The sequence below is a fragment of the Delftia sp. DLF01 genome (assembly GCF_014852125.1).
Classification (GTDB): Bacteria; Pseudomonadota; Gammaproteobacteria; order Burkholderiales; family Burkholderiaceae_C; genus Comamonas; species Comamonas acidovorans.
Window position 1 is genome coordinate 675681 of the sequence record NZ_JACVAZ010000001.1, and the last position, 24631, is coordinate 700311.

The 24631-nt window shown below is 65.0% G+C and carries 20 protein-coding genes; 15 read left to right on the top strand and 5 right to left on the bottom strand.

All coding sequences use genetic code 11. The features are described 5' to 3' along the window. The first annotated feature begins 7 nt into the window (after nt 1–7). The 10 genes from lpxD to IB269_RS03035 all read left to right on the top strand — a co-directional run bounded on the left by lpxD (nt 8) and on the right by IB269_RS03035 (nt 10803). A complete protein-coding gene (gene lpxD, locus IB269_RS02990; protein ID WP_192366384.1) occupies nt 8–1015 on the top strand; it encodes a UDP-3-O-(3-hydroxymyristoyl)glucosamine N-acyltransferase in 1008 nt (335 codons plus the stop codon). Continuing rightward, the gene (gene fabZ, locus IB269_RS02995) at nt 1012–1452 is read left to right on the top strand and encodes a 3-hydroxyacyl-ACP dehydratase FabZ (RefSeq protein WP_012206736.1); all 441 of its coding nucleotides are present in this window, start codon (nt 1012–1014) and stop codon (nt 1450–1452) included. Before lpxD ends, fabZ begins: the two co-directional genes overlap by 4 nt. 7 nt (nt 1453–1459) lie before the next feature. Then, the gene (lpxA, locus tag IB269_RS03000; protein WP_192366385.1) at nt 1460–2257 is read left to right on the top strand and encodes an acyl-ACP--UDP-N-acetylglucosamine O-acyltransferase; all 798 of its coding nucleotides are present in this window, start codon (nt 1460–1462) and stop codon (nt 2255–2257) included. A gap of 21 nt (nt 2258–2278) precedes the next feature. Continuing rightward, nucleotides 2279–3469, top strand: a complete 1191-nt coding sequence (gene lpxB / locus IB269_RS03005; RefSeq protein WP_034396164.1) for a lipid-A-disaccharide synthase — start codon at nt 2279–2281, stop codon at nt 3467–3469. Continuing rightward, the gene (rnhB, locus tag IB269_RS03010; protein ID WP_012206733.1) at nt 3432–4139 is read left to right on the top strand and encodes a ribonuclease HII; all 708 of its coding nucleotides are present in this window, start codon (nt 3432–3434) and stop codon (nt 4137–4139) included. Before lpxB ends, rnhB begins: the two co-directional genes overlap by 38 nt. 62 nt (nt 4140–4201) lie before the next feature. Beyond that, a complete protein-coding gene (locus IB269_RS03015; protein ID WP_192366386.1) occupies nt 4202–4993 on the top strand; it encodes a TrmH family RNA methyltransferase in 792 nt (263 codons plus the stop codon). A gap of 174 nt (nt 4994–5167) precedes the next feature. After that, nucleotides 5168–6340 (top strand): glutamine-hydrolyzing carbamoyl-phosphate synthase small subunit, encoded by a 1173-nt coding sequence (carA, locus tag IB269_RS03020; RefSeq protein WP_192366387.1) that lies wholly within the window; start codon nt 5168–5170, stop codon nt 6338–6340. Further along, nucleotides 6333–9581 (top strand): carbamoyl-phosphate synthase large subunit, encoded by a 3249-nt coding sequence (carB, locus tag IB269_RS03025; protein WP_034396158.1) that lies wholly within the window; start codon nt 6333–6335, stop codon nt 9579–9581. The genes carA and carB overlap by 8 nt, the downstream gene beginning before the upstream one ends. Nucleotides 9582–9835: 254 nt before the next feature. Beyond that, nucleotides 9836–10312 carry a transcription elongation factor GreA gene (gene greA, locus IB269_RS03030; protein ID WP_012206729.1) on the top strand — a complete coding sequence of 159 codons (477 nt, stop codon included), beginning with the start codon at nt 9836–9838 and terminating at the stop codon, nt 10310–10312. A 44-nt stretch (nt 10313–10356) separates the two neighbouring features. After that, nucleotides 10357–10803 carry a DUF4149 domain-containing protein gene (locus IB269_RS03035; protein ID WP_099750749.1) on the top strand — a complete coding sequence of 149 codons (447 nt, stop codon included), beginning with the start codon at nt 10357–10359 and terminating at the stop codon, nt 10801–10803. A 77-nt stretch (nt 10804–10880) separates the two neighbouring features. Here IB269_RS03035 and IB269_RS03040 read toward each other — a convergent pair whose 3' ends face one another. Next, nucleotides 10881–11675, bottom strand: a complete 795-nt coding sequence (locus IB269_RS03040; protein ID WP_013801461.1) for a hypothetical protein — start codon at nt 11673–11675, stop codon at nt 10881–10883. A 13-nt stretch (nt 11676–11688) separates the two neighbouring features. Continuing rightward, a complete protein-coding gene (locus IB269_RS03045; RefSeq protein WP_013801462.1) occupies nt 11689–12162 on the bottom strand; it encodes a YhbY family RNA-binding protein in 474 nt (157 codons plus the stop codon). Between the two features lie 31 nt (nt 12163–12193). On the opposite strand from IB269_RS03045, the gene IB269_RS03050 reads away from it, so the two are divergent. The 4 genes from IB269_RS03050 to glmM all read left to right on the top strand — a co-directional run bounded on the left by IB269_RS03050 (nt 12194) and on the right by glmM (nt 17279). Beyond that, nucleotides 12194–12847, top strand: coding sequence for an RlmE family RNA methyltransferase (locus tag IB269_RS03050; protein ID WP_013801463.1), 654 nt, complete (start codon nt 12194–12196; stop codon nt 12845–12847). Between the two features lie 170 nt (nt 12848–13017). Then, nucleotides 13018–14940, top strand: coding sequence for an ATP-dependent zinc metalloprotease FtsH (ftsH, locus tag IB269_RS03055; protein ID WP_016447469.1), 1923 nt, complete (start codon nt 13018–13020; stop codon nt 14938–14940). A gap of 142 nt (nt 14941–15082) precedes the next feature. Further along, nucleotides 15083–15919, top strand: coding sequence for a dihydropteroate synthase (gene folP, locus IB269_RS03060; RefSeq protein WP_192366388.1), 837 nt, complete (start codon nt 15083–15085; stop codon nt 15917–15919). 16 nt (nt 15920–15935) lie between these two features. After that, complete coding sequence (glmM, locus tag IB269_RS03065; protein ID WP_192366389.1) at nt 15936–17279, top strand: phosphoglucosamine mutase; 1344 nt, start codon at nt 15936–15938, stop codon at nt 17277–17279. Between the two features lie 108 nt (nt 17280–17387). Here glmM and IB269_RS03070 read toward each other — a convergent pair whose 3' ends face one another. Together IB269_RS03070 and IB269_RS03075 are read right to left on the bottom strand one after the other, a co-directional pair. Beyond that, on the bottom strand, nt 17388–19241 hold the full coding sequence (locus IB269_RS03070) for an EAL domain-containing protein (protein ID WP_034396146.1): 1854 nt from the start codon (nt 19239–19241) through the stop codon (nt 17388–17390). 119 nt (nt 19242–19360) lie between these two features. After that, nucleotides 19361–20341, bottom strand: coding sequence for a Ppx/GppA family phosphatase (locus IB269_RS03075; protein WP_013801468.1), 981 nt, complete (start codon nt 20339–20341; stop codon nt 19361–19363). A 212-nt stretch (nt 20342–20553) separates the two neighbouring features. Between IB269_RS03075 and ppk1 the strand changes: the two genes are divergently transcribed. Continuing rightward, nucleotides 20554–23004 carry a polyphosphate kinase 1 gene (ppk1, locus tag IB269_RS03080; protein ID WP_192366390.1) on the top strand — a complete coding sequence of 817 codons (2451 nt, stop codon included), beginning with the start codon at nt 20554–20556 and terminating at the stop codon, nt 23002–23004. Between the two features lie 60 nt (nt 23005–23064). On the opposite strand, the gene IB269_RS03085 is transcribed toward ppk1, so the two are convergent. Next, entirely contained in the window at nt 23065–24549 is a 1485-nt protein-coding gene (locus IB269_RS03085) for a Ppx/GppA phosphatase family protein (protein WP_013801470.1), read from the bottom strand. Nucleotides 24550–24631 lie beyond the last annotated feature (82 nt).

Genomic DNA, 24631 nt, shown 5'->3' on the forward strand with positions numbered 1-24631 from the left:
GCATGCCGTGAGCGTATTGTTGGGTCAGATCCTCGATGCACTCGGTGGCGAACTGGTCGGTGGCGGCAGGGAGATGCCCATCTCCCGCATCGCCCCGCTGGATTCCGCCGGGGCCGGGGATCTCAGTTTTCTGAGCAACCCCCGCTACCGCCAGCAACTGGCCGCCTCCGAGGCGGCCTGCGTTATTGTGGCGCCCGCCATGCGTGAGCTGGCGCAGCAGCGGGGTGCCTGCATCGTGGTCCCTGACCCGTATGCCTACTTCGCCAGGGCCACGCAGTGGTGGAAGCGGAACTGCAGGTCTGTGGCGCCGGCCGGTATCCATCCAAGCGCGGTGGTGCACGAGAGTGCCATCGTTGATGCCTCTGCCACGATCGGCCCGCTCTGCGTGGTTGAAGAGGGTGCCACCATCGGTGCCCACACCGTGCTCAAGTCGCGCGTCACCATTGGCGAGAACTGCCATGTGGGGGCGCGCTGTCTGCTGCATTCCGGCGTGGTGCTGGGAGCGGACGGCTTCGGGTTTGCGCCCGAGAACGGAGCATGGGTGAAGATCGAGCAGCTCGGTGGCGTGCGGATCGGCGACGATGTGGAAATCGGCGCCAACACTTGCATAGACCGCGGAGCGCTGGACGACACGGTGATCGAGGACGGGGTCAAGCTCGACAACCTGATCCAGATCGGTCACAACGTGCATGTCGGCAAGCATACGGCCATGGCCGGTTGCGTGGGGGTGGCCGGCAGCGCGCGCATTGGCGCGCATTGCACCGTGGGAGGCGGCGCCATCGTGCTGGGCCATCTGCAGCTGGCCGACAGGGTGCATATTTCGGCAGCGACGGTAGTGACCCGTTCGCTGACACAATCAGGTGTTTACACGGGCATGTTTCCCGTGGATGAAAACGCCAAATGGGAAAAAAATGCTGCGACGCTGAAGCAGCTGCACTCCATGCGCGATCGCATCAAGGCCCTGGAGCGGCAACTGCAGCAATCGGCGGATCAAGGCCATAACGGAACGCAATGATGGATATTCACGCAATTCTCAAGCAACTGCCCCACCGCTACCCCTTCCTGCTGGTGGACAAGGTCACGGAGCTTGAGCGCAATACACGCATCAAGGCGATCAAGAACGTCACGTTCAACGAGCCCTATTTCATGGGCCATTTCCCAGGCCGTCCCGTCATGCCGGGCGTGCTCATCCTGGAGGCGCTGGCGCAGGCTGCCGGCCTGCTGGCCTTCGATGCCATGGGCCAGGTTCCCGACGAAAACAACATCTACTATTTCGTGGGCATCGACGGTGCGCGCTTCAAGCGCCCCGTGGAGCCGGGCGACCAGCTGGTGCTGGAGATCACCATCGACCGCGTTCGCGGCGGCATCTGGAAGTTCAAGGGCGTGGCCCGCGTCGAGGACGAAGTGGCCTGCGAAGCCGAGCTGATGTGCACCATGCGCAACGTGGGCTGACGGGCGCATGGCTGGCATTGAACGCATCCATCCCACGGCACTGATAGATTCCGCTGCACAGCTGGATTCATCGGTGTCGGTCGGCCCCTATGCCGTCATCGGGCCGCATGTGGAAATCGGCGCCGGCACCACGATTGGCGCGCATTGCGTTGTCGAAGGCCATACCCGCATTGGTTGCGACAACCGGATTTTCCAGTTCGCGTCCCTGGGCGCGCAGCCCCAGGACAAGAAGTACGCAGGCGAGCCCACGCGGCTTGTCATCGGTGACCGCAACACGGTGCGCGAGTTCTGCACCTTCAATGCGGGCACCGTGCAGGACCAGGGTGTCACGTCCATCGGCGACGACAACTGGATCATGGCCTATGTGCATGTGGCCCACGACTGCGTCGTGGGCAGCCACACCATCCTGGCCAACAACGCCACCCTGGCCGGCCACGTGCATGTGGGCGACCATGTGATCCTGGGCGGCCTGACGGGCGTGCACCAGTTCACCAAGGTGGGCGCCCATGCCATGGCGGGCTTTGCCAGCCATATCTCGCAGGATGTGCCGCCCTTCATGATGGTGGATGGCAATCCCCTGGCCGTGCGTGGCTTCAATATCGAAGGCCTGCGCCGGCGCGGATTCGGGCCGCAGCGTATCCAGGCCATCAAGCAGATGCACCGTCTGCTGTATCGCCAGGGGCTGACCCTGGAGGCCGCGCGCGACGCCATTGGAGCGCTGGCTGGCGAGCAGCCCGAGGCCGCTGCCGATGTATCGCTGATGCTGGATTTTCTGGCCGCTTCGACCCGGGGCATTGCGCGCTGATCCGGCGCGCGAAAGGACGGCATGACAGAGAACGCGGCGCCATTGGCGCGCCTGAGTCCATCGATTGCCATGGTCGCCGGGGAAACCTCAGGCGACCTGCTGGCGTCCTTGCTCCTGGGTGGGCTGCAGGCCCGCTGGCCCGAGGCTTCGGCCTTTGGCATCGGCGGGCCCCAAATGCAGCAGCGCGGTTTTGAGGCATGGTGGTCCTGCGAGCGGCTGGCCGTGCATGGCTACAGCTGGGAAGTGTTTCGCCGACTGGCCGAGATTCTGAACATCCGCCGGCAGTTGCGCCAGCGCCTGCTCAAGCAGCCGCCAGCCGTTTTTGTCGGCATCGATGCGCCCGATTTCAATTTGGGCCTGGAGACCGATCTGCGGGCTGCGGGCATCAAGACCGTGCATTTCGTCTGCCCCTCGATCTGGGCCTGGCGTGCCGATCGCGTCGAGAAAATCCGGCGTGCGGCCGACCATGTCCTGTGCATCTTTCCCTTCGAGCCCGAGTTGCTGGCCCGTCACGGCATAGATGCCACCTACGTGGGCCATCCCCTGGCCAGCGTGATTCCGCTGCAGCCCGACCGTGCCGCCGCGCGCCGTCGGCTGGGTCTACCGGAAGATGGTCTGGTGCTGGCCGTGCTGCCCGGCAGCCGACGCTCCGAAATCCGCTATCTTGCAGCCCGTTTCTTTCAGGCTGCAGCTTTGGTCCGGAAGGCGCTGCCAGCTATTAAAATAGTAGTGCCTGCCGTGCCTTCGCAACTGGACGAGTTGCGGCGCATTGCCCAGGAGTCCGGCATGGCCTCGTCGCTGCACATCGTGCGCGGCCAGTCCCATGATGCATTGGCAGCCTGCGACGTGACGTTGATCGCCAGCGGCACGGCCACGCTGGAAGCCGCGTTGTACAAGCGTCCCATGGTGATCGGCTACAACATGCACCCCTGGAGCTGGCGCCTGATGCGTGGCAAGCAGTTGCAGCCCTGGGTGGGCCTGCCCAACATCCTGTGCGGCGATTTCGTCGTGCCCGAGCTGATCCAGGATGCGGCAACGCCCCAGGCGCTGAGCGCGGCTGTGCTGCAATGGCTGCAGGCGTGCGAACATTCCCCTTCAACCGTCGAGGCGCTGGTACAGCGCTTCACAGCGCTGCACCATGAATTGCGGCGCGATACTGCCGAACTGGCCGCCCATGCGATCGAGAAAATCATTGCCCCCACTGCCGCCTGAACAGGCGTGCCTGCCCTGGCATCCGCCGGGGTTGGTTGCGGGCGTGGACGAAGCGGGCCGCGGCCCGTTGGCCGGCCCTGTCGTGGCCGCTGCTGTCATTCTTGACGATCTCAATCCCATCGAGGGCCTGAACGATTCCAAGAAGCTCACGGCTGCGCGCCGCGAGGCACTCTATGACGAGATCCGTGCCAAGGCGCTGTGCTGCAGCATTGCCGAGGCCTCGGTCGAAGAGATTGATCGCCTGAACATCCTGCAGGCCACGCTGCTGGCCATGCGCCGCGCGGTGCTGGGTCTGCGCCTGAAGCCGGTGCTCGTGCTGGTGGATGGCAACCAGCTGCCCGTGCTGGATGTGCAGGCCGAGGCCATCGTCAAGGGGGACTCCCTGGTGCAGGCCATCTCGGCCGCCTCCATTCTGGCCAAGGTCACGCGCGACCGCTGGTGCGAACGGCTGCATGAGCAATATCCGGAATACGGCTTCGACGGCCACAAGGGCTACGGAACGGCGGCCCACCTTGCGGCGCTGCGCCTGCACGGCGCCTGCGAGGAGCACCGGCGAACCTTCGCGCCGGTGGCCCATGTCGTGAGCATTGCCCGCATGGCCGAGCCTCTGGCCGCTGCCCGCGTGGCAGCTGCGGCGCAGGGCGCGCAGGCCTTGCTGCTGTCGGCCTGATTGCCTTTGCCGTTTCTTTCTGCGCCCGTGGCGCGCTGTTCCCTTTGCCCGAAAGCCTCACCATGAGCCGACAACCTGCCGCCACATTGATCCAGTCCCGTGACAACGTCCTGGTCAAGGATTTGCGCAGGCTTGTCCAGGACAGTGGGGCCTACCGCAAGCAAGGGCGCGTCTGGCTGGAGGGTGACCATCTGTGCCGTGCCGCGCTGGCGCGTGGCATGCAGCCCTCCGTGGCCGTGGTGGCCGAATCCTTCTGGCCGCTGGTGCCGCTGGAATGGGTGCAGGGCGCAGGCAAGTGCGTGGTGCTGGCAGATGCCCTGTTTGCCGAAGTCAGCGGCCTGGAGTCCCCGGCGCGCATCGGTTTTCTGATGGACTGGCAGGCATCGGCGGTCATCCGTGCAGGCGTGGCCACGGTGGTGTTGGACCGCGTGCAGGACGCAGGCAATGTGGGCTCCATCCTGCGCAGTGCCGCTGCCTTCGGTTTCAGCCAGGTCGTGGCCCTGAAGGGCACGGCTGCGCTGTGGAGCCAGAAGGTGCTGCGCGCCGGCATGGGGGCGCATTTCGGTCTGCAACTGGTCGAGTCGGCCTCGCCCGAAGACCTGGATGCGCTTGGCTTGCCCCTGATCGTGACCAGTTCCCATCAGGGCGAACTGATCCACAATGCCCCGCTGCCCTGGCCTTGTGCCTGGGCCATGGGCCATGAAGGGCAGGGCGTTGGCGAGGCGCTGATGCAGCGGGCAGCGCAGCATGTGCGCATCGGCCAGCCGGGCGGTGAGGAGTCGCTGAACGTGGCTGCTGCAGCGGCGATATGCCTGCACGCAAGCAGCGTGAGTGCCGGCTCACGTCAAGGGTAATCCCGCCTCCTGTCAGGAGGCTGAAGCACGACCAGCCTATAATGGGCGGCTTTCAAGCATTCCACACTACGCCTAGCGACGCTTCCTCGCCACCCCCTGCAGACAAGCTATAACCCGCCCGGATCCGTCCGTGCGGCACGCTGGGCGTAACCGTAATTAGAACCGGAGAACCCAGTGCTTTTGTCTCTCAAGGGAGCATTCCCATCCGCCATCCTGGCGCTCGCAGACGGCACGGTCTTTGTTGGCAACTCGATCGGTGCGCAAGGCACCACGGTTGGTGAAGTCGTTTTCAACACGGCAATCACCGGCTACCAGGAAATCCTCACCGACCCCAGCTACTGCCAGCAGATCGTGACGCTCACGTATCCGCACATCGGCAACTACGGCGTCAACGCAGAGGATGTCGAGGCTGGCAAGGTCCATGCGGCGGGCCTGATCATCAAGAACCTTCCGCTGCTGGCCAGCAACTTCCGCAAGTCCGAGACACTGCCCGACTACCTCACGCGCAGCGGCACGGTGGCGATTGCCAACATCGACACGCGCAAGCTCACACGGCTGCTGCGCGACAAGGGCGCACAAAACGGCGCCATCGTCGGTTTGGCCGCTGGCGAAGAAGTGACCCAGGCGCGCATCGACGAGGCACTGGCTGCGGCCAAGGCGGCCCCCAGCATGAAGGGCCTGGATCTGGCCCAGGTGGTGAGCGCAGCCCGGCAGTACGAATGGACGGAAACCGAGTGGAAGCTGGGCGAAGGCTACGGCCAGCAGCAGGCCCCGCGTTTCCATGTGGTGGCCTATGACTTCGGCGTGAAGTTCAACATCCTGCGCATGCTGGCCGAGCGCGGCTGCAAGCTGACCGTGGTGCCGGCCAAGACGCCCGCCAAGGATGTGCTGGCACTCAACCCCGACGGCGTTTTCCTGTCCAACGGCCCTGGCGACCCGGAGCCCTGCGACTACGCCATTGCCGCCACCAAGGAGCTGGTGGAGTCCGGCAAGCCCGTCTTCGGCATCTGCCTGGGTCACCAGATCATGGCCCTGGCCGCTGGCGCCAAGACCTTCAAGATGGCCAACAGCCACCACGGCGCCAACCACCCCGTCAAGGACCTGGACAACGGCCGGGTCAGCATCACCAGCCAGAACCACGGTTTTGCCGTGGAGATGGAGTCCCTGCCCGACACGCTGCGCGCCACGCACATCAGCCTGTTCGACGGCACGCTGCAAGGCCTTGAGCACAAGGGCAAGCCTGCGTTCTGCTTCCAGGGCCACCCCGAGGCTTCGCCCGGCCCGCACGATATCGCCTACCTGTTTGACCGCTTCACGGCGCTGATGGAGAAACACAAAAATGCCTAAGCGCACCGACCTCAAAAGCATTCTGATCATTGGCGCCGGTCCCATCGTCATCGGCCAGGCCTGCGAGTTTGACTACTCCGGCGTGCAGGCCTGCAAGGCGTTGCGCGAAGAGGGCTACAAGGTCATCCTGATCAACAGCAACCCTGCCACGATCATGACCGACCCGGCCACGGCCGACGTCACCTACATCGAGCCCATCACCTGGCAGACGGTCGAGAAGATCATCGCCAAGGAGCGTCCCGACGCCATCCTGCCGACCATGGGCGGCCAGACCGCGCTGAACTGCGCGCTGGACCTGTGGCGCAACGGCGTGCTGCACAAGTACAAGGTCGAGCTGATCGGCGCAACTCCCGAGGCCATCGACAAGGCCGAGGACCGCCTCAAGTTCAAGGATGCGATGACGCGCATCGGCCTGGGTTCGGCGCGCTCGGGCATCGCCCATTCGATGGACGAAGCCTGGGCCGTGCAAAAGGAAATGGGCTTTCCCACCGTCATCCGCCCCAGCTTCACGCTGGGCGGCACGGGCGGCGGCATTGCCTACAACCCCGAAGAGTTCGAGACCATCTGCAAGCGCGGCCTGGAAGCGTCCCCGACCAATGAGCTGCTGATCGAGGAATCGCTGCTCGGCTGGAAGGAGTACGAGATGGAAGTCGTCCGCGACAAGGCGGACAACTGCATCATCATCTGCTCCATCGAGAATCTGGACCCCATGGGCGTGCACACCGGCGACTCGATCACCGTGGCACCCGCGCAGACGCTGACCGACAAGGAATACCAGATCATGCGCAACGCCTCGCTGGCGGTGCTGCGCGAGATCGGTGTGGACACGGGCGGCTCCAACGTGCAGTTCTCGGTGAATCCGAAGGACGGCCGCATGATCGTCATCGAGATGAACCCGCGCGTGTCGCGTTCCTCGGCGCTGGCCTCCAAGGCCACGGGCTTCCCCATCGCCAAGGTCGCTGCCAAGCTGGCCGTGGGCTACACCCTGGACGAACTCAAGAACGACATCACGGGCGGCAAGACTCCCGCTTCGTTCGAGCCCTCGATCGACTACGTGGTCACCAAGATCCCGCGTTTCGCGTTCGAGAAGTTCCCCGCTGCCGACAACCGCCTGACCACGCAGATGAAGTCCGTGGGCGAGGTCATGGCCATTGGCCGTACCTTCCAGGAGTCCTTCCAGAAGGCGCTGCGCGGCCTGGAAGTCGGCGTGGACGGCATGAACGAAAAGACCCAGGACCGCGAAATCCTCGAAAAGGAACTCGGCGAGCCAGGTCCGGACCGCATCTGGTATGTGGGCGATGCCTTCGCTGCCGGCTGGACGCTGGACGAGGTGCACAACATCACCAAGATCGACAAGTGGTTCCTCGTGCAGATCGAAGAGATCGTGAAGATCGAACTCGAGCTGGACCAGGTCTACGAGGAAAAGGGTGATGCCGCGCTGGCCGCACTGGACGCCACCACGCTGCGCACGCTCAAGCAAAAGGGCTTCTCCGACCGTCGCCTGGCCAAGCTGCTGCACAGCAATGAGAAGGCCGTGCGCGAGGCACGCAAGGCACTGGGCGTGCGCCCCGTGTTCAAGCGTGTGGACACCTGCGCTGCCGAGTTCGCCACCGACACGGCCTACATGTACTCCACCTATGACGAGGAGTGCGAAGCCGAGCCGACGAACAAGAAAAAGATCATGGTGCTGGGCGGTGGCCCGAACCGCATCGGCCAGGGCATCGAGTTCGACTACTGCTGCGTGCATGCTGCGCTCGCCATGCGCGAGGACGGCTATGAAACCATCATGGTCAACTGCAACCCCGAGACCGTGTCCACCGACTACGACACGTCGGATCGCCTGTACTTCGAGCCGCTGACGCTGGAAGACGTGCTCGAAGTCGTGGCTGTCGAGAAGCCTGTTGGCGTCATCGTGCAGTACGGCGGCCAGACGCCCCTGAAGCTTGCGCTGGGTCTTGAAAAGGAAGGCGTGCCCATCATCGGCACCACGCCCGACATGATCGACGCGGCCGAAGACCGCGAGCGCTTCCAGAAGCTGCTGCATGAGCTGGGCCTGCGCCAGCCGCCCAATGCCACGGCCCGTACCGAGCCCGAAGCGCTGGAAAAGGCGGCCGGCCTGGGCTACCCCCTGGTCGTGCGTCCCAGCTATGTGCTGGGTGGCCGTGCCATGGAAATCGTGCACGAGCAGCGCGACCTGGAGCGCTACATGCGCGAAGCCGTCAAGGTCAGCAATGACTCGCCCGTGCTGCTGGACCACTTCCTGTCCAACGCCATCGAGTGCGATGTGGACTGCGTGCGCGACCGCGAAGGCGCCGTCTTCATCGGCGGCGTGATGGAGCACATCGAGCAGGCTGGCGTGCATTCGGGCGATTCCGCCTGCTCGCTGCCGCCTTACTACCTCAAGCCCGAGACCGTGGCCGAGATCAAGCGCCAGACTGCCGCCATGGCCAACGCGCTGAGCGTGGTCGGCCTGATGAACGTGCAGTTCGCCATCAAGGAAACGGCCGACGGCGACGTGATCTACGTGCTGGAAGTCAACCCGCGCGCCTCGCGCACCGTGCCCTTCGTCTCCAAGGCCACCGGCATCCAGCTGGCCAAGGTGGCTGCACGCTGCATGGCCGGCGACACGCTGGCCCAGCAGGGCATCACCAAGGAAGTCACGCCGCCGTACTTCAGCGTCAAGGAAGCCGTCTTCCCGTTCGTGAAGTTCCCTGGCGTGGACACCATCCTCGGCCCAGAGATGAAGTCCACTGGCGAAGTCATGGGCGTGGGCAAGACCTTTGGCGAAGCCTTCGTCAAGAGCCAACTGGGCGCCGGCGTCACGCTGCCGACCCAGGGCAAGGTCTTCCTGACCGTGAAGAACGCCGACAAGCCGCGTGCCGTGGCCGTGGCCAAGGAACTGGCTGCGATGGGCTTTGTGCTGTGCGCCACGCGCGGTACGGCAGCGGCCATCTCCGAGGCCGGCATCGAGGTGCAGCTCGTCAACAAGGTGACCGAAGGCCGCCCCCACATCGTGGACATGATCAAGAACGGCGAGATCGCCATGGTCATCAACACGGTGGAGGAGCGCCGCAACGCCATCGCCGACTCGCGTGCCATCCGTACCAGCGCCCTGCTGGCGCGTGTGACCACCTTCACGACCATCTTCGGTGCAGAAGCTGCCGTCGAAGGCATGAAGTCCATGGGCAACATGGACGTGCACTCGGTCCAGGAATTGCACGCCCAACTGCAGGCTGCCTGAGATCCTTCCATTGCCGCTGCGCCTGTTTTTTGATGGCGCGCAGCGAGCGGCACTGTCCGACAGTGCCGCCGGGTTATCCCACCATTTCGGGTGGGTAAACACGGCATAATGGAACGAATCATTCGATGAAACCGCCGCGCGGCAACGTGCGGCGGTTTGCTTTTGGGGTGCAGGTCCAGCCGCAAAGTCGCCGGCCCCCCTGTACCAAAGAAACCGCGCAGCGCGCGGCGTTCGCTGAACATGGAGACTTTTCAATGGCCACCATTCCCATCACCAAGCGCGGAGCCGAGAAGCTCAAGGACGAACTGCACCGCCTGAAAACCGTGGAGCGTCCCTCCATCATCCAGGCCATCGCCGAGGCACGTGCCCAGGGCGACCTGAGCGAAAACGCCGAATACGAGGCCGCCAAGGACCGCCAGGGCTTCATCGAAGGCCGCATTGCCGAGGTCGAGAGCAAGCTGTCGGCTGCCCAGATCATCGATCCCTCTTCCGTGGATGCCGGTGGCCGCGTGGTCTTCGGTGCAACGGTGGAGCTCGAGGATGAAGACAGCGGCGACACGGTCAAGTACCAGATCGTCGGCGAGGACGAGGCCGACCTCAAGCTGGGCCTGATCAACGTCTCCAGCCCCATCGCGCGCGCGCTGATCGGCAAGGAAGAGGGCGATACCGCCGTCGTGCAGGCACCAGGCGGCGAGCGCCGCTATGAAGTGGTGTCGGTGCGCTACCTCTGATGCGTCAGCGCCTGTGCCTCGATCATTGAGGAAGGCCTAAGCCCATGAGCAACCTGTACGAGCGCATTCCCCTGCTGGCTGCCGCCCTGTGGTGGGGCAGCCTGTCGGCCATCGGTTTCATGGCCGTGCCCATGCTGTTCGCCCAATTGCCCACGCCGGCTGTCGCGGGCTTCATGGCAGCCAAGCTGTTTGCCGCGCAGACCTGGGTGTCCATCGCCTGCGCGGCCCTGCTGCTGGTCCTGTCCCGGCGCAACAAGGAGCCGGTCCTGCAGCCCTGGGCCAAGGCCTGTCTGGGCTTTGTGATCGCAGGCATGCTGCTGGCATTTCTGGTCCAGTACGGCGTGTCGCCGCGCATCGTGGCACGCGACAACCTCAAGCTGTGGCACAGCGTGGGCACGGTGATGTATGCGCTGCAGTGGCTGTGTGCGCTCGTCGTGCTGTGGCGCATAGGCAGTCCTCCGTCTCAAGCGAAAGCCGAGGCCACGGCCTGATCCCGGTCCTGCGGGTTCGGCACCATGCCAAACGAAAACGCCCGCAAGCGCGGGCGTTTTTTTGTGGGCCGAGCTGCTCACTCGTGCCAGTGCTCGGCCACCCAGGTAGCAGGCCGGATATAGCGAAAGCGCCGATTGCGCCGGCCGGCCAACGCGTCGGGCGGGTTGCATTCTCCGTGGAAGATCACCACGCGTGCACCATCCGGCACGAAGGGCGGCTTCCAGTAGTTCGTCGGCCATGCGGGAATGCAGTGGTACTTGAAGCTGGGGCACCAGGCCTGCGGCCAGTACTTGAGCTTGCCCTGCTTGTGCAGCATGTCGGACAGGTAGGCCTGTTCGTTCCGGAAGCTGCTGCGGATCTCTTCGAAATGCGTGCGGAAGTAGTCCAGTACCTCGGGGTGGGCACCCAGCTCGAAGCGGTACACCGAGGAATTGCCCGTGATGCGCCAGGGACGCTTGTAGTCGTGGATGATCAGGAATTCGCCGGGCTCGGTGAAAAAATCGTCCAGCGGCCCGGTGATGACCACGTCCACGTCAAGAAACAGCGCCGTGCCGCGCAGGCCATGCAGGTCGGCGCTGAAGGTGGCCAGCTTGTTCCAGCCACGCTCGGGAATGCCGGCGGGCAGGTTCAGCGGCGGAATGGGCAGGCATTCGACTTCGTCACGAATCCCCACGCCGTCATCGGTCAGGCAGACAAGGCGAAAATCGCCCTTCAGATGCCGACGCACCATGGCGTAGAGCCTGTTGACATACTCCGGACCGTACTTCTTGCCCCACTTCATGCAGATCACGAAGCGCTGCTGCGCAGAGGGGGAGGCGGAGGGCGGTTGCGCGGCCTGGGCCACGCTGGCGGCATGGGATGCTACGGTCATGGATGCGGCGGACTCAGTCTGCCTGGCGCTTCTTGACCGACTTTTGCTTGGGCTTGGCGCGCTTGACCTGGCCACCTGCCGTCAGGCGCTGGTTGCCCAGCACGCGGATCTGCTTGACTTCGGGCTTCTGGCCCGAGCGCTTGCTGAACTTGAGCAGCTTGACATCGCGAGGACCGGGCATGCGGTTCTCGTCGACGGCTTTTTCCTTTTCCGGCATGGGGCGCCAGAGCACCAGCAGCTTGCCGATGTGTTGAATGGGTGCAGCGCCAAGTTCGTCGCACAGCTGCAGATACATCTGCTCGCGTGCGGCGCGGTCGTCGTTGAAGACACGGACCTTGATCAGGCCATGTGCGTTAAGGCCGGCGTTGACCTCCTTTTGCACGGCAGCCGTCAGGCCGTCACCTCCGATGAGGACCACGGGGTCCAGGTGGTGTGCGTTGGCGCGGTGTTCCCGGCGCTCGGCGGGAGTCAATTGAATTTGGGGCATGGCCGTATTATCGAGGCTGAAAGAATCCAGCATGAAAGTCAACACAAAAAGCAAGAAGGTCAACAAGGCTTGGCTCAACAGCCACGTCAACGATCCTTACGTCAAAGCCGCCCAGAAGGACGGCTACCGCGCTCGCGCGGCCTACAAACTCAAGGAGATAGACGAGCAGCTCAAGCTCATCCGGCCGGGTGCCACGGTGGTGGACCTGGGCTCTACGCCAGGAGCGTGGAGCCAGTATGTGCGCCGCTGCCTGTCGCCAGAAGGCGCGGCGGTGGGCGCGCTCAATGGCCGGATCATCTCGCTGGATCTGCTTCCCATGGAGCCCATCGAGGGTGTGCAGTTCATTCTGGGCGATTTTCGCGAGGAGCCGGTGCTGGCGCAGCTGCAGGAGGCGCTGGGCGGCGGCAAGGCCGATGTGGTGGTCTCCGACATGGCTCCGAACCTGTCGGGCAACGGGACGACGGATGCGGCGCGCATTGCGCTGCTGGTGGAGCTGGCGGTTGATTTCTCCATCCACCATATGAAACCTGAAGGGGCCTTGGTCGTGAAGCTCTTTCACGGCGGGGCCTACGACGACTTGGTGGCGCTGTTCCGGCAGACCTTCAAGGTGGTCAAGCCGATCAAGCCCAAGTCCTCGCGCGACAAGTCTTCAGAGACGTTTCTGGTGGGCATGGGGCTCAGGTAGCCCTGCACAGCCGCCCGGCGCGGCCCTGACGCGGGTCAAGACCGCATTCAAGCTATGGCTGCTATAGAGGGATATAGGCGACCAACCAGCTTGAAACACCTAAAATGAACCGCAAATACGCTTCGAGCACGCTGGAAGTCGTTTTATCTGTATCCCCATTGGAGCCCCGCTTGAACAATCAGTGGTTTTCAAAAATTGCCGTCTGGCTGGTCATCGCCATGGTGCTGTTTACGGTGTTCAAACAATTTGACACCCGCGGCGGCGCTGGCGCGTCCCATGTCGGTTACTCCGAGTTCCTGGAAGAGGTGCGAAGCAACCGCATCAAGAGCGCCACCATCCAGGAAAGCCCCGGCGGCACCGAGATCGTGGCCACGACCAACGATGACCGCAAGGTGCGCACCACAGCCACCTACCTGGATCGCGGGCTCGTGGGCGATCTGATCAACAACAACGTCAAGTTCGACGTCAAGCCCCGCGAAGAAGGCTCGGTCCTCATGACCCTGCTCGTCAGCTGGGGCCCCATGCTGCTGTTGATCGGCGTGTGGGTGTACTTCATGCGCCAGATGCAGGGCGGCGGCAAGGGCGGTGCTTTCAGCTTCGGCAAGAGCAAGGCCCGCATGCTGGACGAGAACAACAACACCGTGACCTTTGCCGACGTTGCAGGCTGCGACGAAGCCAAGGAAGAGGTCAAGGAAGTCGTGGACTTCCTGAAGGACCCCAACAAGTTCCAGAAGCTCGGCGGCCGCATTCCGCGTGGCCTGCTGCTGGTCGGGCCTCCGGGTACCGGCAAGACGCTGCTGGCCAAGTCCATTGCGGGCGAGGCCAAGGTCCCGTTCTTCAGCATCTCGGGCTCCGACTTCGTGGAAATGTTCGTGGGCGTGGGCGCTGCCCGTGTGCGCGACATGTTCGAGAACGCCAAGAAGAACGCACCCTGCATCATCTTCATTGATGAAATCGACGCCGTGGGCCGCCAGCGCGGCGCAGGCCTGGGCGGTGGCAACGATGAGCGTGAACAGACCCTGAACCAGATGCTGGTCGAGATGGACGGCTTCGAGACCAACCTCGGCGTGATCGTCGTGGCTGCGACCAACCGTCCCGACATCCTGGATGCCGCCCTGCTGCGTCCCGGCCGTTTCGACCGCCAGGTGTATGTGACGCTGCCCGACATCCGTGGCCGCGAGCAGATCCTCAATGTGCACATGCGCAAGATCCCTGTCGGCCAGGACGTGAATCCGGGCGTGATCGCCCGCGGCACGCCCGGCATGTCGGGTGCCGATCTGGCCAACCTCTGCAACGAAGCAGCCCTGATGGCCGCGCGCCGCAATGCGCGTACCGTCGAGATGCAGGATTTCGAGAAGGCCAAGGACAAGATCATCATGGGCCCCGAGCGCAAGAGCATGGTCATGCCCGAGGAAGAGCGCCGCAACACGGCCTACCACGAGGCGGGCCACGCGCTGATCGGCAAGCTGCTGCCCAAGTGCGATCCCGTGCACAAGGTCACCATCATCCCGCGCGGTCGTGCGCTGGGCGTGACGATGAGCCTGCCCGAGAAGGACCGCTACTCCTACGACAAGGAGTTCATGCTCAACCAGATCGCCATGCTGTTCGGTGGACGCATTGCCGAAGAAGTGTTCATGAACCAGATGACCACGGGCGCGAGCAACGACTTCGAGCGGGCCACGCAGATCGCACGCGATATGGTCACGCGCTACGGCATGACCGACGCTCTGGGTCCCATGGTCTATGCGGAGCAGGAAGGCGAGCCTTTCCTGGGCCGCTCGATGAGCAAGACCAACAGCATGAGCGAGCAGACGATGCAGAAGGTGGACCAGGAGGTTCGCCGCATCATCGACGAGCAGTACGGACTGGCGCGCAAGCTGATCGAGGACAACTCCGACAAGATGCATGCCATGGCCAAGGCCATGCTCGACTGGGAAACCATCGACGCCGAGCAACTCGATGACATCATGGCCGGCCGCGAACCGCGTCCTCCCAAGGACTGGGTGCCGCGCAACCCGCCGTCGTCCGACGGTGGCAACTCGTCCGGCGGCACGCCGGCAGTGGATGCCGACCCTGCGCCCACCACGGCCTGATCTGCTTGCCGCAGAATCTGCCAATCCCATGCAAAGGGCCCCGAGGGGCCCTTTTGCTTTGCTTGCAGGATGTGCTCAATCGCCCACAGCGGTGGCCGAGCGAGGGGCCCGGTCCGGCAAGCGCCTACCTTCAGGAAATCCCATGCCGCATCAATGGCAGACTTCGCGCTTTGTTCTAGACCTTCAGCGTCCACTGGTCATGGGCATCGTCAACGTGACGCCCGACTCGTTTTCCGATGGCGGGCGGCACAACACGGTGGAGCGGGCCTTGCGGCATGCAGAGCAGCTGATCGGTGAAGGCGCGCACATCCTCGACATCGGCGGCGAGTCCACCAGGCCCGGATCGCCGGCCGTGCCGCTGGACGAGGAGTTGCGGCGCGTGCTGCCCGTGGTGCAGGGCGCGGTGCAACTGGGCGTGCCTGTCTCCGTCGATACCTACAAGCCCGAGGTCATGCAGGCCGTGCTGGACCTTGGGGCCGACATCGTCAACGACATCTGGGCGCTGCGCCAGCCGGGCGCGCAGCAGGTGGTGGCTGCGCACCCGAGCTGCGGCATCTGTCTCATGCACATGCATGGCACGCCGCAGGACATGCAGACCACGCCCATGCAAGGCGATGCCGTGCCCGCCGTGCGCGATTTCCTGCAGTTGCACAGCGATGCCCTGCTGGCCCGGGGCGTGGCGCGCGAGCGCATTGTCTGGGACTACGGCATCGGCTTCGGCAAAAGCGTGGCACAGAATTTTTCGCTGCTTGCGCGCCAGCAGGAATTGCTGGGCCTAGACTTCCCGCTGCTGGCGGGCTGGTCGCGCAAGGGCTCGCTCGGGCAGGTCAGTGGCCTTGCACAGGGCCAGCGCATGGTGCCCAGTGTGGCGGCGGCGCTGCTGGCAGTGGAGCGGGGTGCGCGCGTGGTGCGCGTGCACGACGTGGCCGATACGGTGGCGGCATTGACGGTCTGGCAGACCATGCACGACAACAACTGAACAACAAAGGAGCACTATGGCACGCACATATTTTGGTACCGATGGAATTCGCGGCCTGGTGGGCCGCTCGCCCATCACCCCCGACTTCGCGCTACGCCTGGCGCACGCCGTAGGCCGTGTGCTGCGGCGCAAGGAAGCCCGCCCGATGGTGCTGATCGGCAAGGACACCCGGATCTCGGGCTACATGCTGGAAAGTGCCTTGGAGTCCGGCTTCAACTCGGCCGGCGTGGACGTGATGCTGCTCGGTCCCCTGCCCACCCCGGGCGTGGCCTACCTGACGCGCGCCCAGCGAGCCAGCCTGGGCGTGGTCATCAGCGCCAGCCACAACCCTTACTACGACAACGGCATCAAGTTCTTCAGCGCCCAGGGCACCAAGCTGCCCGATGCCTGGGAGGAAGAGGTCGAGCAGGCCTTGACCGAAGATCCCGTGTGGGCCGACTCTGCCGCTCTGGGCAAGGCCCGGCGCCTTGAAGACGCGGCAGGGCGCTACATCGAGTTCTGCAAGAGCACCTTTGACCATGCACTCACGCTCAAGGGCGTGAAGATCGTCGTCGATGCGGCCCATGGCGCGGCCTATCAGATCGCACCCAAGGTCTTCCATGAACTGGGGGCCGATGTGGTGGCCATAGGCTGTGCGCCCGATGGACTGAACATCAACGAAGACGTGGGTGCCACGCACCCTGAGGCTCTGGTGCTGGCCGTGCGCGCCAACAAGGCCGATTTCGGCGTGGCGCTGGATGGCGATGCCGACCGGCTGCTGCTGGTCGATGCGGCAGGGCGGCTCTACAACGGCGACGAACTGCTGTATCTGCTGGCAGCCGACCGGCTGGCGCGCGGCGAGGCCGTGCCGGGCGCCGTGGGCACGCTGATGACCAATATGGCCGTGGAGGTGGCGCTGAAGTCCCAGGGCGTGGGCTTTGTGCGTGCCAAGGTCGGCGACCGCTATGTGCTGGAAGAGCTGCACCGCCAGGGCTGGACCCTGGGCGGTGAGGGCTCGGGACATTTGCTGGCGCTGGACAAGCACACCACGGGCGACGGCCTGGTCAGCGCACTGCAGGCGCTGCAGGCCTGCGTGCGCTCGGGCAAGAGCCTGTCGCAGTGGCTGTCGTCCGTGCAGCTGTTTCCCCAGGTACTGCTCAACGTGCGGCTGCAGCCGGGCCAGGACTGGAAGCGCAACACCCAATTGGAAGAGGTCACCGAGGCCGTCAAGGCCGAGCTGGGCGATACCGGGCGTGTGCTCATCCGCGCCAGCGGCACCGAGCCTTTGCTGCGCGTGATGGTGGAGGCGCGCGATGGCGATCAGGCCAGCCGCTGTGCCGAGCGCCTGGCCAGCGTGGCCAAGAATTCGCCGGTTGCCTGAGCGGTTGCGCGCTCCTGCGCATGGAAGGCCGAGGCTTCATGCCCCGGCTTTTTTTCGTCTGGATTCCGGTGCGCGAGGTGATGCGATGCGCGCGGTGATGCGGCCCGGTCAGCCCTGGCTGCGCAAGAAGGACTCCAGCGCCTCTGGTGCCAGCGGGCGGCTGAAATGGTAGCCCTGGGCCTCATCGCAGCCTTGCTCGCGCAGGAACTCCAGCTGTGCCTCGGTCTCCACGCCCTCGGCCGTGGTCTGCATGCCCAGGGCCTGGGCCATGCGGATGATGGCGCTGACAATGGCGCGGTCGTTGCTGTCGTGGTCCAGATCCTGGATGAAGGACTGGTCGATCTTGAGCTTGTAGATCTGAAAGCGCTTGAGCTGGCTCAGGGATGAATAGCCGGTGCCGAAGTCATCCATGGCCAGACGCACGCCGTGCTCGCGCAGCCGGTCCATGGTGGCTGTCGCCTGGCGCGGATCATGGATGGCCACGCCCTCGGTCAGCTCCAGCTCCAGAGAATCGGCCGGCAGGTCGCTGTCGAGCAGGATGCGGTTGATGATCTCGGGCAGTTGCTGCTGATGGAACTGGATGGCCGAAAGATTCACGGCCACCTTCAGGTCGCACAGGCCTGCATTGCGCCAGACCTGCAACTGCTGCATGGCGCTGCGCAGCACCCATTCGCCGATCTGCAGGATCTGGCCGCTGTCCTCGGCCACGGGAATGAACTCGGCCGGTGAGACCGAGCCCAGTTCCGGGTGCTCCCAGCGCAGCAGCGCCTCCACGCTGCGCACGCGGCCCGTGCTCAGCGTGATCTGCGGCTGATAGTGCAGATACAGCTGATTGCGCTCCAGCGCCCGGCGCAGTGCATTCTCCAGCTGCAGGGCGCGCAGGGACTGGGCCTGCATCTGCGGCGTGAAGAAGCGGTAGGTGTTGCGGCCGGCCTGCTTGGCGTGGTACATGGCCGCATCGGCGGCCTGGGTCAGCGAGTCGATGTCGTGGCCGTCGCGCGGGTACAGCGCAATGCCCATGGACGGAGCAATGGTCAGCTCATGGCGGTCGATCTGGTAGGCCTGGCGCGACGCCTCCTGCAGCTTGCCGGCCACGCGGGCCGCGCCCTGGGCATTGGCGCCGGGCAGCAGCAGCACGAATTCGTCACCGCCGATGCGGGCCACCGTATCGCGGTCGCGCACGACGGCACGCAGGCGTCGGGCAATCTCCACCAGCAGGGCATCGCCCACGCGATGGCCCAGCGAATCATTGACATGCTTGAAGTGGTCCAGGTCCAGGAACATCACGGCCAGCGGCGTGTCGTTGGCCTTGGCCAGCTCGATGGCGCGGGCACTGCGCTCGGCCAGCAGCGTGCGGTTGGGCAGGCCGGTGAGCGCGTCGTAGTGCGCCATCCAGTAGATGCGTTCCTGGTCCAGCTTGCGGTCGGCAATCTCCCGGTGCAGGTTCTCCACCGTGGCGCTGAGTTCGCGTGTGCGGTCGCGCACCTGCTGCTCCAGCAGTTCGTGGGCCTGGCTTAGGGCCTGCTGGGCACGCAGGCGGTCGTCGATATCGCTCACGATCCAGATCGATCCCTCGCGCGCATCGCCCGGATTGATGAGCCGCCCCGTGAGCTCTCCCCAGAACAGGCTTCCGTCCTTGCGGCGCAGGCGGCGCTGCGTGCGAAAGGACAGGCCGGCACTCAGCGTGCGGTAGGCCTCGCGTCCCAGGCTGCGCAGCTCATCACGGCTGGGATGCAGGTGTTCGCTGTTGATGCCCACCAGCGCATGCTCGCCCGCGTAGCCGAAGATGTCTGCGTAGCACTGGTTGCAGCGGACGATGACGCGTTGGCGAATGAAGACGATCCCGACGCCGGCATTGTCGAGCAGGGCCTGCTGCTCGCGCAGGCTGCGTTGCAGGGACGCCGCCATCATCGAAGACGGACGTTCGAGTACAGGGTCGTACGCAATCGTCGGCGCGGACATGGCGAAGCGGTGGGGCGGTAATGAAGGGAGGGTGGGAAGCTTACAAAGTGTAGCACTTGTGCGGAAAACACTCTATCGGCCTTCCCTGACGCAAGCAGGGCCTGGGCCATCATGGGCCGTCACGGGCCGGGTGCAACTTGCCTGCGCCTGTGTTTTCCGGAGGCTTCGGCATCCAGCCGATCGGCCAGCTCATACAGCACGCCATGTCGCAGGGCGCCATGCGTCACGCGCATGCGCTCGATGCCCAGGCTGGAGAAGATCGCCCGCATCACGCTCATGCCGCCGCCGATCATGGGACGCAGTTCTTCCTTGAGCCCATCCATGTTCACGCGGCTGACATGCCCTGCACGCAGCAACTGCGCCTGCAGCCAGTCCAGTCCCTGCCGCGTGATCCAGCCGGCCGTGCCGTCGGGTGCATGGGCCAGCACCTTGACGATGGCACCGGCCGTGCCGGAGGACCCATAGGCATGGCTCCACTGCCCGGCGGCAAACCGCGCGGCTTCGGGCGCAATGATGTCGGCCACCGCCGCTTCGGCCTGGGACAGTGCCTGGGCCGACAGCTCTCCATCGGGAAAGTGGCGCAATGCCCAGGTCACGCTGCCAAAGGCGAAGGAGCGTGCCTGCAGCACCTGCCGCTGCTGGCCAAGGCACAGCTCGGTCGATCGGCCACCGATGTCCACCACCAGCCGCCGCTGGGGACCGGGCGGCAGCAACTGGGCGACGCCGCGATAGATCAGGCGCGCTTCTTCCTCGCCGTCGATGACTTCGATGGCGCAGCCCAGGATGCGCTGGCCTTCGTCCAGGAAGACCTGGCGGTTCGATGCCTCCCTCAGCGTCTGCGTGGCCACGGCACGAACGCGGTGGCGGGGCAGGTCGCCCAGCACCTGCGCATAGCGCTCCAGGCAGGCCCAGCCACGCTGCATGGCCTCCAGGCTCAGGGCGCCCTGTGCGTCCAGGGCGCTGCCCAGGCGTATGGCTTCCTTGCGGTGGCTGAACAGCTGTACCTTTGCGCCGTCGCTGCGGGCCATGGCCAGCAGGCAGCTGTTGGAGCCAATGTCGATGGCGGCCAGGCGGCTTTCGGGGGGATTGGAAGAGGGCATGCGCGAAAGGCGGACGACGACACGGCTGCGGCAGGTTTGCAGCAGCCAACGCCATCCAGGGGGATGGCAGTGAGCTTAGCACCCTGGCGATACAGCGTGGCCCTCGTGGCTGCGTGACCTCGTCATGACCTTTGCATGACAGCGCCAGCGCAGCCATTCCTTGCCGGAAGTCGCTTGTATGACAGGTGTCATGCGTGGGCGGGATTTATGTCATGAACATGTCACAAACCCGGGGCAGACTGCCCGAATCCCCGGTCCACGGGGTGACTACCGGGTCCTGCACAGGCCGGGCCCCTGCATCCATGCCCCAGACATTCACGCCGATTCCCGCCAGCGCCTCTGCCGCGCCTGCCGAGCCAGAACATGAACAGGGGCTGCGCACCATGCCCGCAGGGCCGGCCTCGCTGGGCATGGCCCGCGAGACAGCGCCCATACCCGTCTCTGCACCCTTGAATGTCCCGATGATGCCCCTGGCCAAAAGCCTTTCCACCGCCCTGCTGGAATTGCAGGGCCAGGCGATGCCAGCGTCTGCCCCGGTCTCTGCTGCGGGGCTGGCCGCCGCGGCATACACTGGTCTGTACGCCACAGCCGAAAGCGGTGAAGTGCAAGAGCAACAGCAGCAGCAACAGTTTCTGGACCGCGACCATTGCATCCTGGCGTTCAACGAACGCGTGCTGGACTGGGCTGTGCGCGAGGATGTGCCGCTGCTGGAGCGGCTGCGCTACCTGTGCATCGTCTCTTCCAATCTCGACGAATGGTTCGAGGTGCGCTGCGCCCCCCATGTGACGGCGGCCAAGGCCGGCGACGCCAAGGGTCTGTACACGCTGCAGAGCTTTCGCTCGCTGATGGACAAGGCGCATGAGCTGGTATTGCGCCAGTACACGCTGTACAACCAATCGCTGATTCCTGCCTTTGCGGGGCAGGGCATACGCGTGGTCTCCCATGGCGAGCGCAGCAGCGCCCAGCGCAAATGGGTGCGCGAATACTTTCTGCGCGAAGTCCAGCCCCTGCTCATGCCGGTGGGCCTGGACCCATCCCATCCATTTCCCCAGGTGGCCAACAAGGCGTTGAACTTCATCGTGCGCCTCAAGGGTGTCGATGCCTTTGGTCGCGCCAACGAGGTGGCGATCGTCAAGGTCCCGCGCGCCTTGCCTCGCCTGGTGCGCCTGCCGGAGAAGATCGCGGGCAAGCAGCGCCTGTTCGTGAGCATCTCCAGCATCGTGCGCGCCCATCTGGTCGAGCTGTTCCCGGGGCGTGAGGTGGCGGAGTTCGCGCAATTCCGTGTCACCCGCCATTCGGACCTGGCGGTGGATGAGGACGATGTCAGCGACCTGCGCATGGCGCTGCGCCAGGGGCTGCACCACCGCCACTACGGCCAGGCCGTGCGGCTGGAGGTGTCCTTTGCCTGCTCGCCCATGTTGTCCGACCTGCTGCTGGGCCAGTTCGGCCTGCCGACCGAGGCACTGTTCCGCGTCAAGGGGCCCGTGAACCTGGTGCGCCAGTCGCAGCTGGTCGATCTGGTCGATGACCCCGCGCTGCTGTTCCCGCCGTGGCGGCCGGCATGGCCGCGCCAGCTGCAGCCGGGCCGCTCGGTGATGGCCCAGATCCGCAAGCGTGATGTGCTGATCCACCAGCCTTTCGAGAGCTTCGACGGCGTGCTGGAGCTGCTGCGCGAGGCCGTCAACGACCCCGAGGTGCTGGCCATCAAGCAGACCATCTACCGCACCGGGTCCGACTCCGAAATCATGCAGTTGCTGGCCGAGGCCGTGCGCCGCGGCAAGGAGGTGCTGGCCGTGCTGGAGCTCAAGGCCCGCTTTGACGAAGAGGCCAACATCAACTCCGCCGAGAAGCTGGAGGCCCTGGGCGCCCAGGTGGTCTACGGCGTGCTGGGCCTGAAGACGCACGCCAAGATGCTGCTGATCACGCGCCGCGAAAAGCGCAGCGGGCAGCTCAAGCGCTATGGACACCTGTCCACCGGCAATTACAACGTGCGCACGGCGCGCCTGTACACGGACATCAGCCAGCTGACCTGCGATGCGCAGATCACGGCCGACATGGATGCCGTGTTCAGCCACCTGTCCAGCCACAACCGCCTGCCCAAGCTGCACCAGCTGGTGATTGCGCCGTTCCAGCTGCACGACCGCATGCTGGCGCTGATCAATCAGGTGGGCGAGGCGGCGCAACGCGGCGAAGAGGCGCGCATTGTGCTCAAGATGAATGCGCTGACCGACGAGCTGCTCATGCAGGCGCTGGTGCGTGCCGGCCAGCAGGGCGCGCGCATCGATCTCATTGTGCGCAGTGCCTGCATGCTGCCGCCGCAGCGCAAGGGCTGGACTGACAACATCCGAGTGCGCTCCATCATCGGCCGTTTCCTGGAGCACTCGCGCGTCTTCTACTTTGCCTGGGGCAAGCAGCAGGAGCTGCTGCTGTCCAGCGCCGACTGGATGAACCGCAACATGATGCGCCGGGTGGAACTGGCCTGGCCCGTGCGCGACCCCGTGCTGCGCCAGCAAGTGATAGACGAATGCCTGGTCGCTGGCCTGTATGACAACCGCGATGCCTGGACCCTGGAGGCCAATGGTGCCTACCAGCGTGCACCCTATCCGACCACGGGCCTGGGTGCGCAGCGCGCCTTGATGGAGCGCTACGGGCCCCAGGTCTGAGCTGCGTCACGGCCGGGCCCCCCGCGTCATCCCGGCGCAAGCCGAAGCGGGTGGCCGTGCTCAGTGCAGATGCAGCTGCAAGGTCCAGGGCGTCTTCTGCCAGGCCACGGCCTCGGTGCGCAGCAACTGGGCGGACTGGGGATAGCTTTTGGCCCAGCCTTCCGGCACGGTCAGGTGAAAGACGCTGTCCGAGCGATGCAGGCGTATGCCCTGCAGATCGGGGTCACGCCGGGCATGGCACAGCTGCACGGCCAGCCGCAGTGCCAGCAAGGGCCAGGCCACTGCCTGGTCCTCGATGGCGGCTTCCAGCTTGCGCAGCTTGCCCTGGTGGCCGAGCACGAGCTGGGTGATGCGCGCGCGCAGCTCCACGGGCCATGTCGCGGCACCGCAGTGCTCGGTGATGTAGGCGCCGTGCCGGTGGTAGGCGCTCAGTGAGATGCGCATGCCGATCTCGTGCAGGCTGGCGGCCGTGTCCAGTGCATGCGTGGACAGGGCATCGGGCGGTTGTTGTGCGTGCAGCGATTGCCAGGCCCAGCGTGCCACCTTGCGCACGCGCAGCGCATGCGGAGCGTCAATGCCGAAGTCCTGCTGCAGCGCGGCAATTTCGGCTGCCTCGCGGTCGGCGGGGGGCTCGTGCTCCAGCAGGTCGTGCAAAACGCCCTGGCGCAGCGCGCCCTGGGCGACTTCCAGTTCATTGATGCCCAGCAGGCCCAGGGCCGCAATCAGGATGCTCAGGCCTCCGGCGATGACGGCGCGGCGGTCTTCCTTGAGTCCGGCCAGCCGGATGCGGTCCACATGGCCGGCCTCCATCAGCTGCTCATGCAGCCAGCGCAGGCTGTCAGGCGTGATCAGCCCGCCGGAATATCCGTTGGCAGCCAGGATGTCGCCCACGGCGTTGGCCGTGCCTGAAGAGGCATAGGCGCAGTCCCATGCAGTGGCCGGGTAGGCCGAGACGGTCTGGGTGAGGGCCGCCTGCGCGGCCTTGATGGCGGCCGAGAAATGTGCGCGCGACAGCGTGCCTTCGCCAAAGAACTGCGTGCTCCAGGCGACGCTGCCTATGGGGTAGGAGGCCACCTGACGCGCTTCGCCATGCTGGCCGATGATGACTTCGGTCGAGCGGCCGCCAATGTCCACCACCAGGCGCCGCTGCTGCGAGGGCGGCAACAGGCTGGAGACGCCGCGATAGATCAGCCGGGCCTCTTCCTCGCCCGAGATGACCTCGATGGGAAAGCCCAGCAGGGCGCTGCCGCGTGCGATGAAGACATCGCGGTTGCGGGCCTCCCGCAGGGTTTGTGTGGCCACGGCGCGGACCTGGTCGGCAGGAAAGCCGGCCAGGCGCTCGCCAAAGCGTGCCAGGCAGTCCCAGCCGCGTTGCATGGCCTCGTCGGTCAGCTCATGGTGCTCGTTGAGTCCATTGCCCTGGCGCACGGTCTCCTTGAGATATTCCACGCGCTCTATGCGCTGGTGGCTGCCGACGCGGCCTATTTCTAGGCGAAAGCTGTTGGATCCGAGGTCAACGGCGGCGAGCAGGGATTCTGGTGCCATGAAAGAAACGCCAATCAAGATTCGTCGAGCAGGAGTGCGCAGCGGTGCCGGGTGGCAGGGCTGCGCTTGTCTGGTGCCAGCT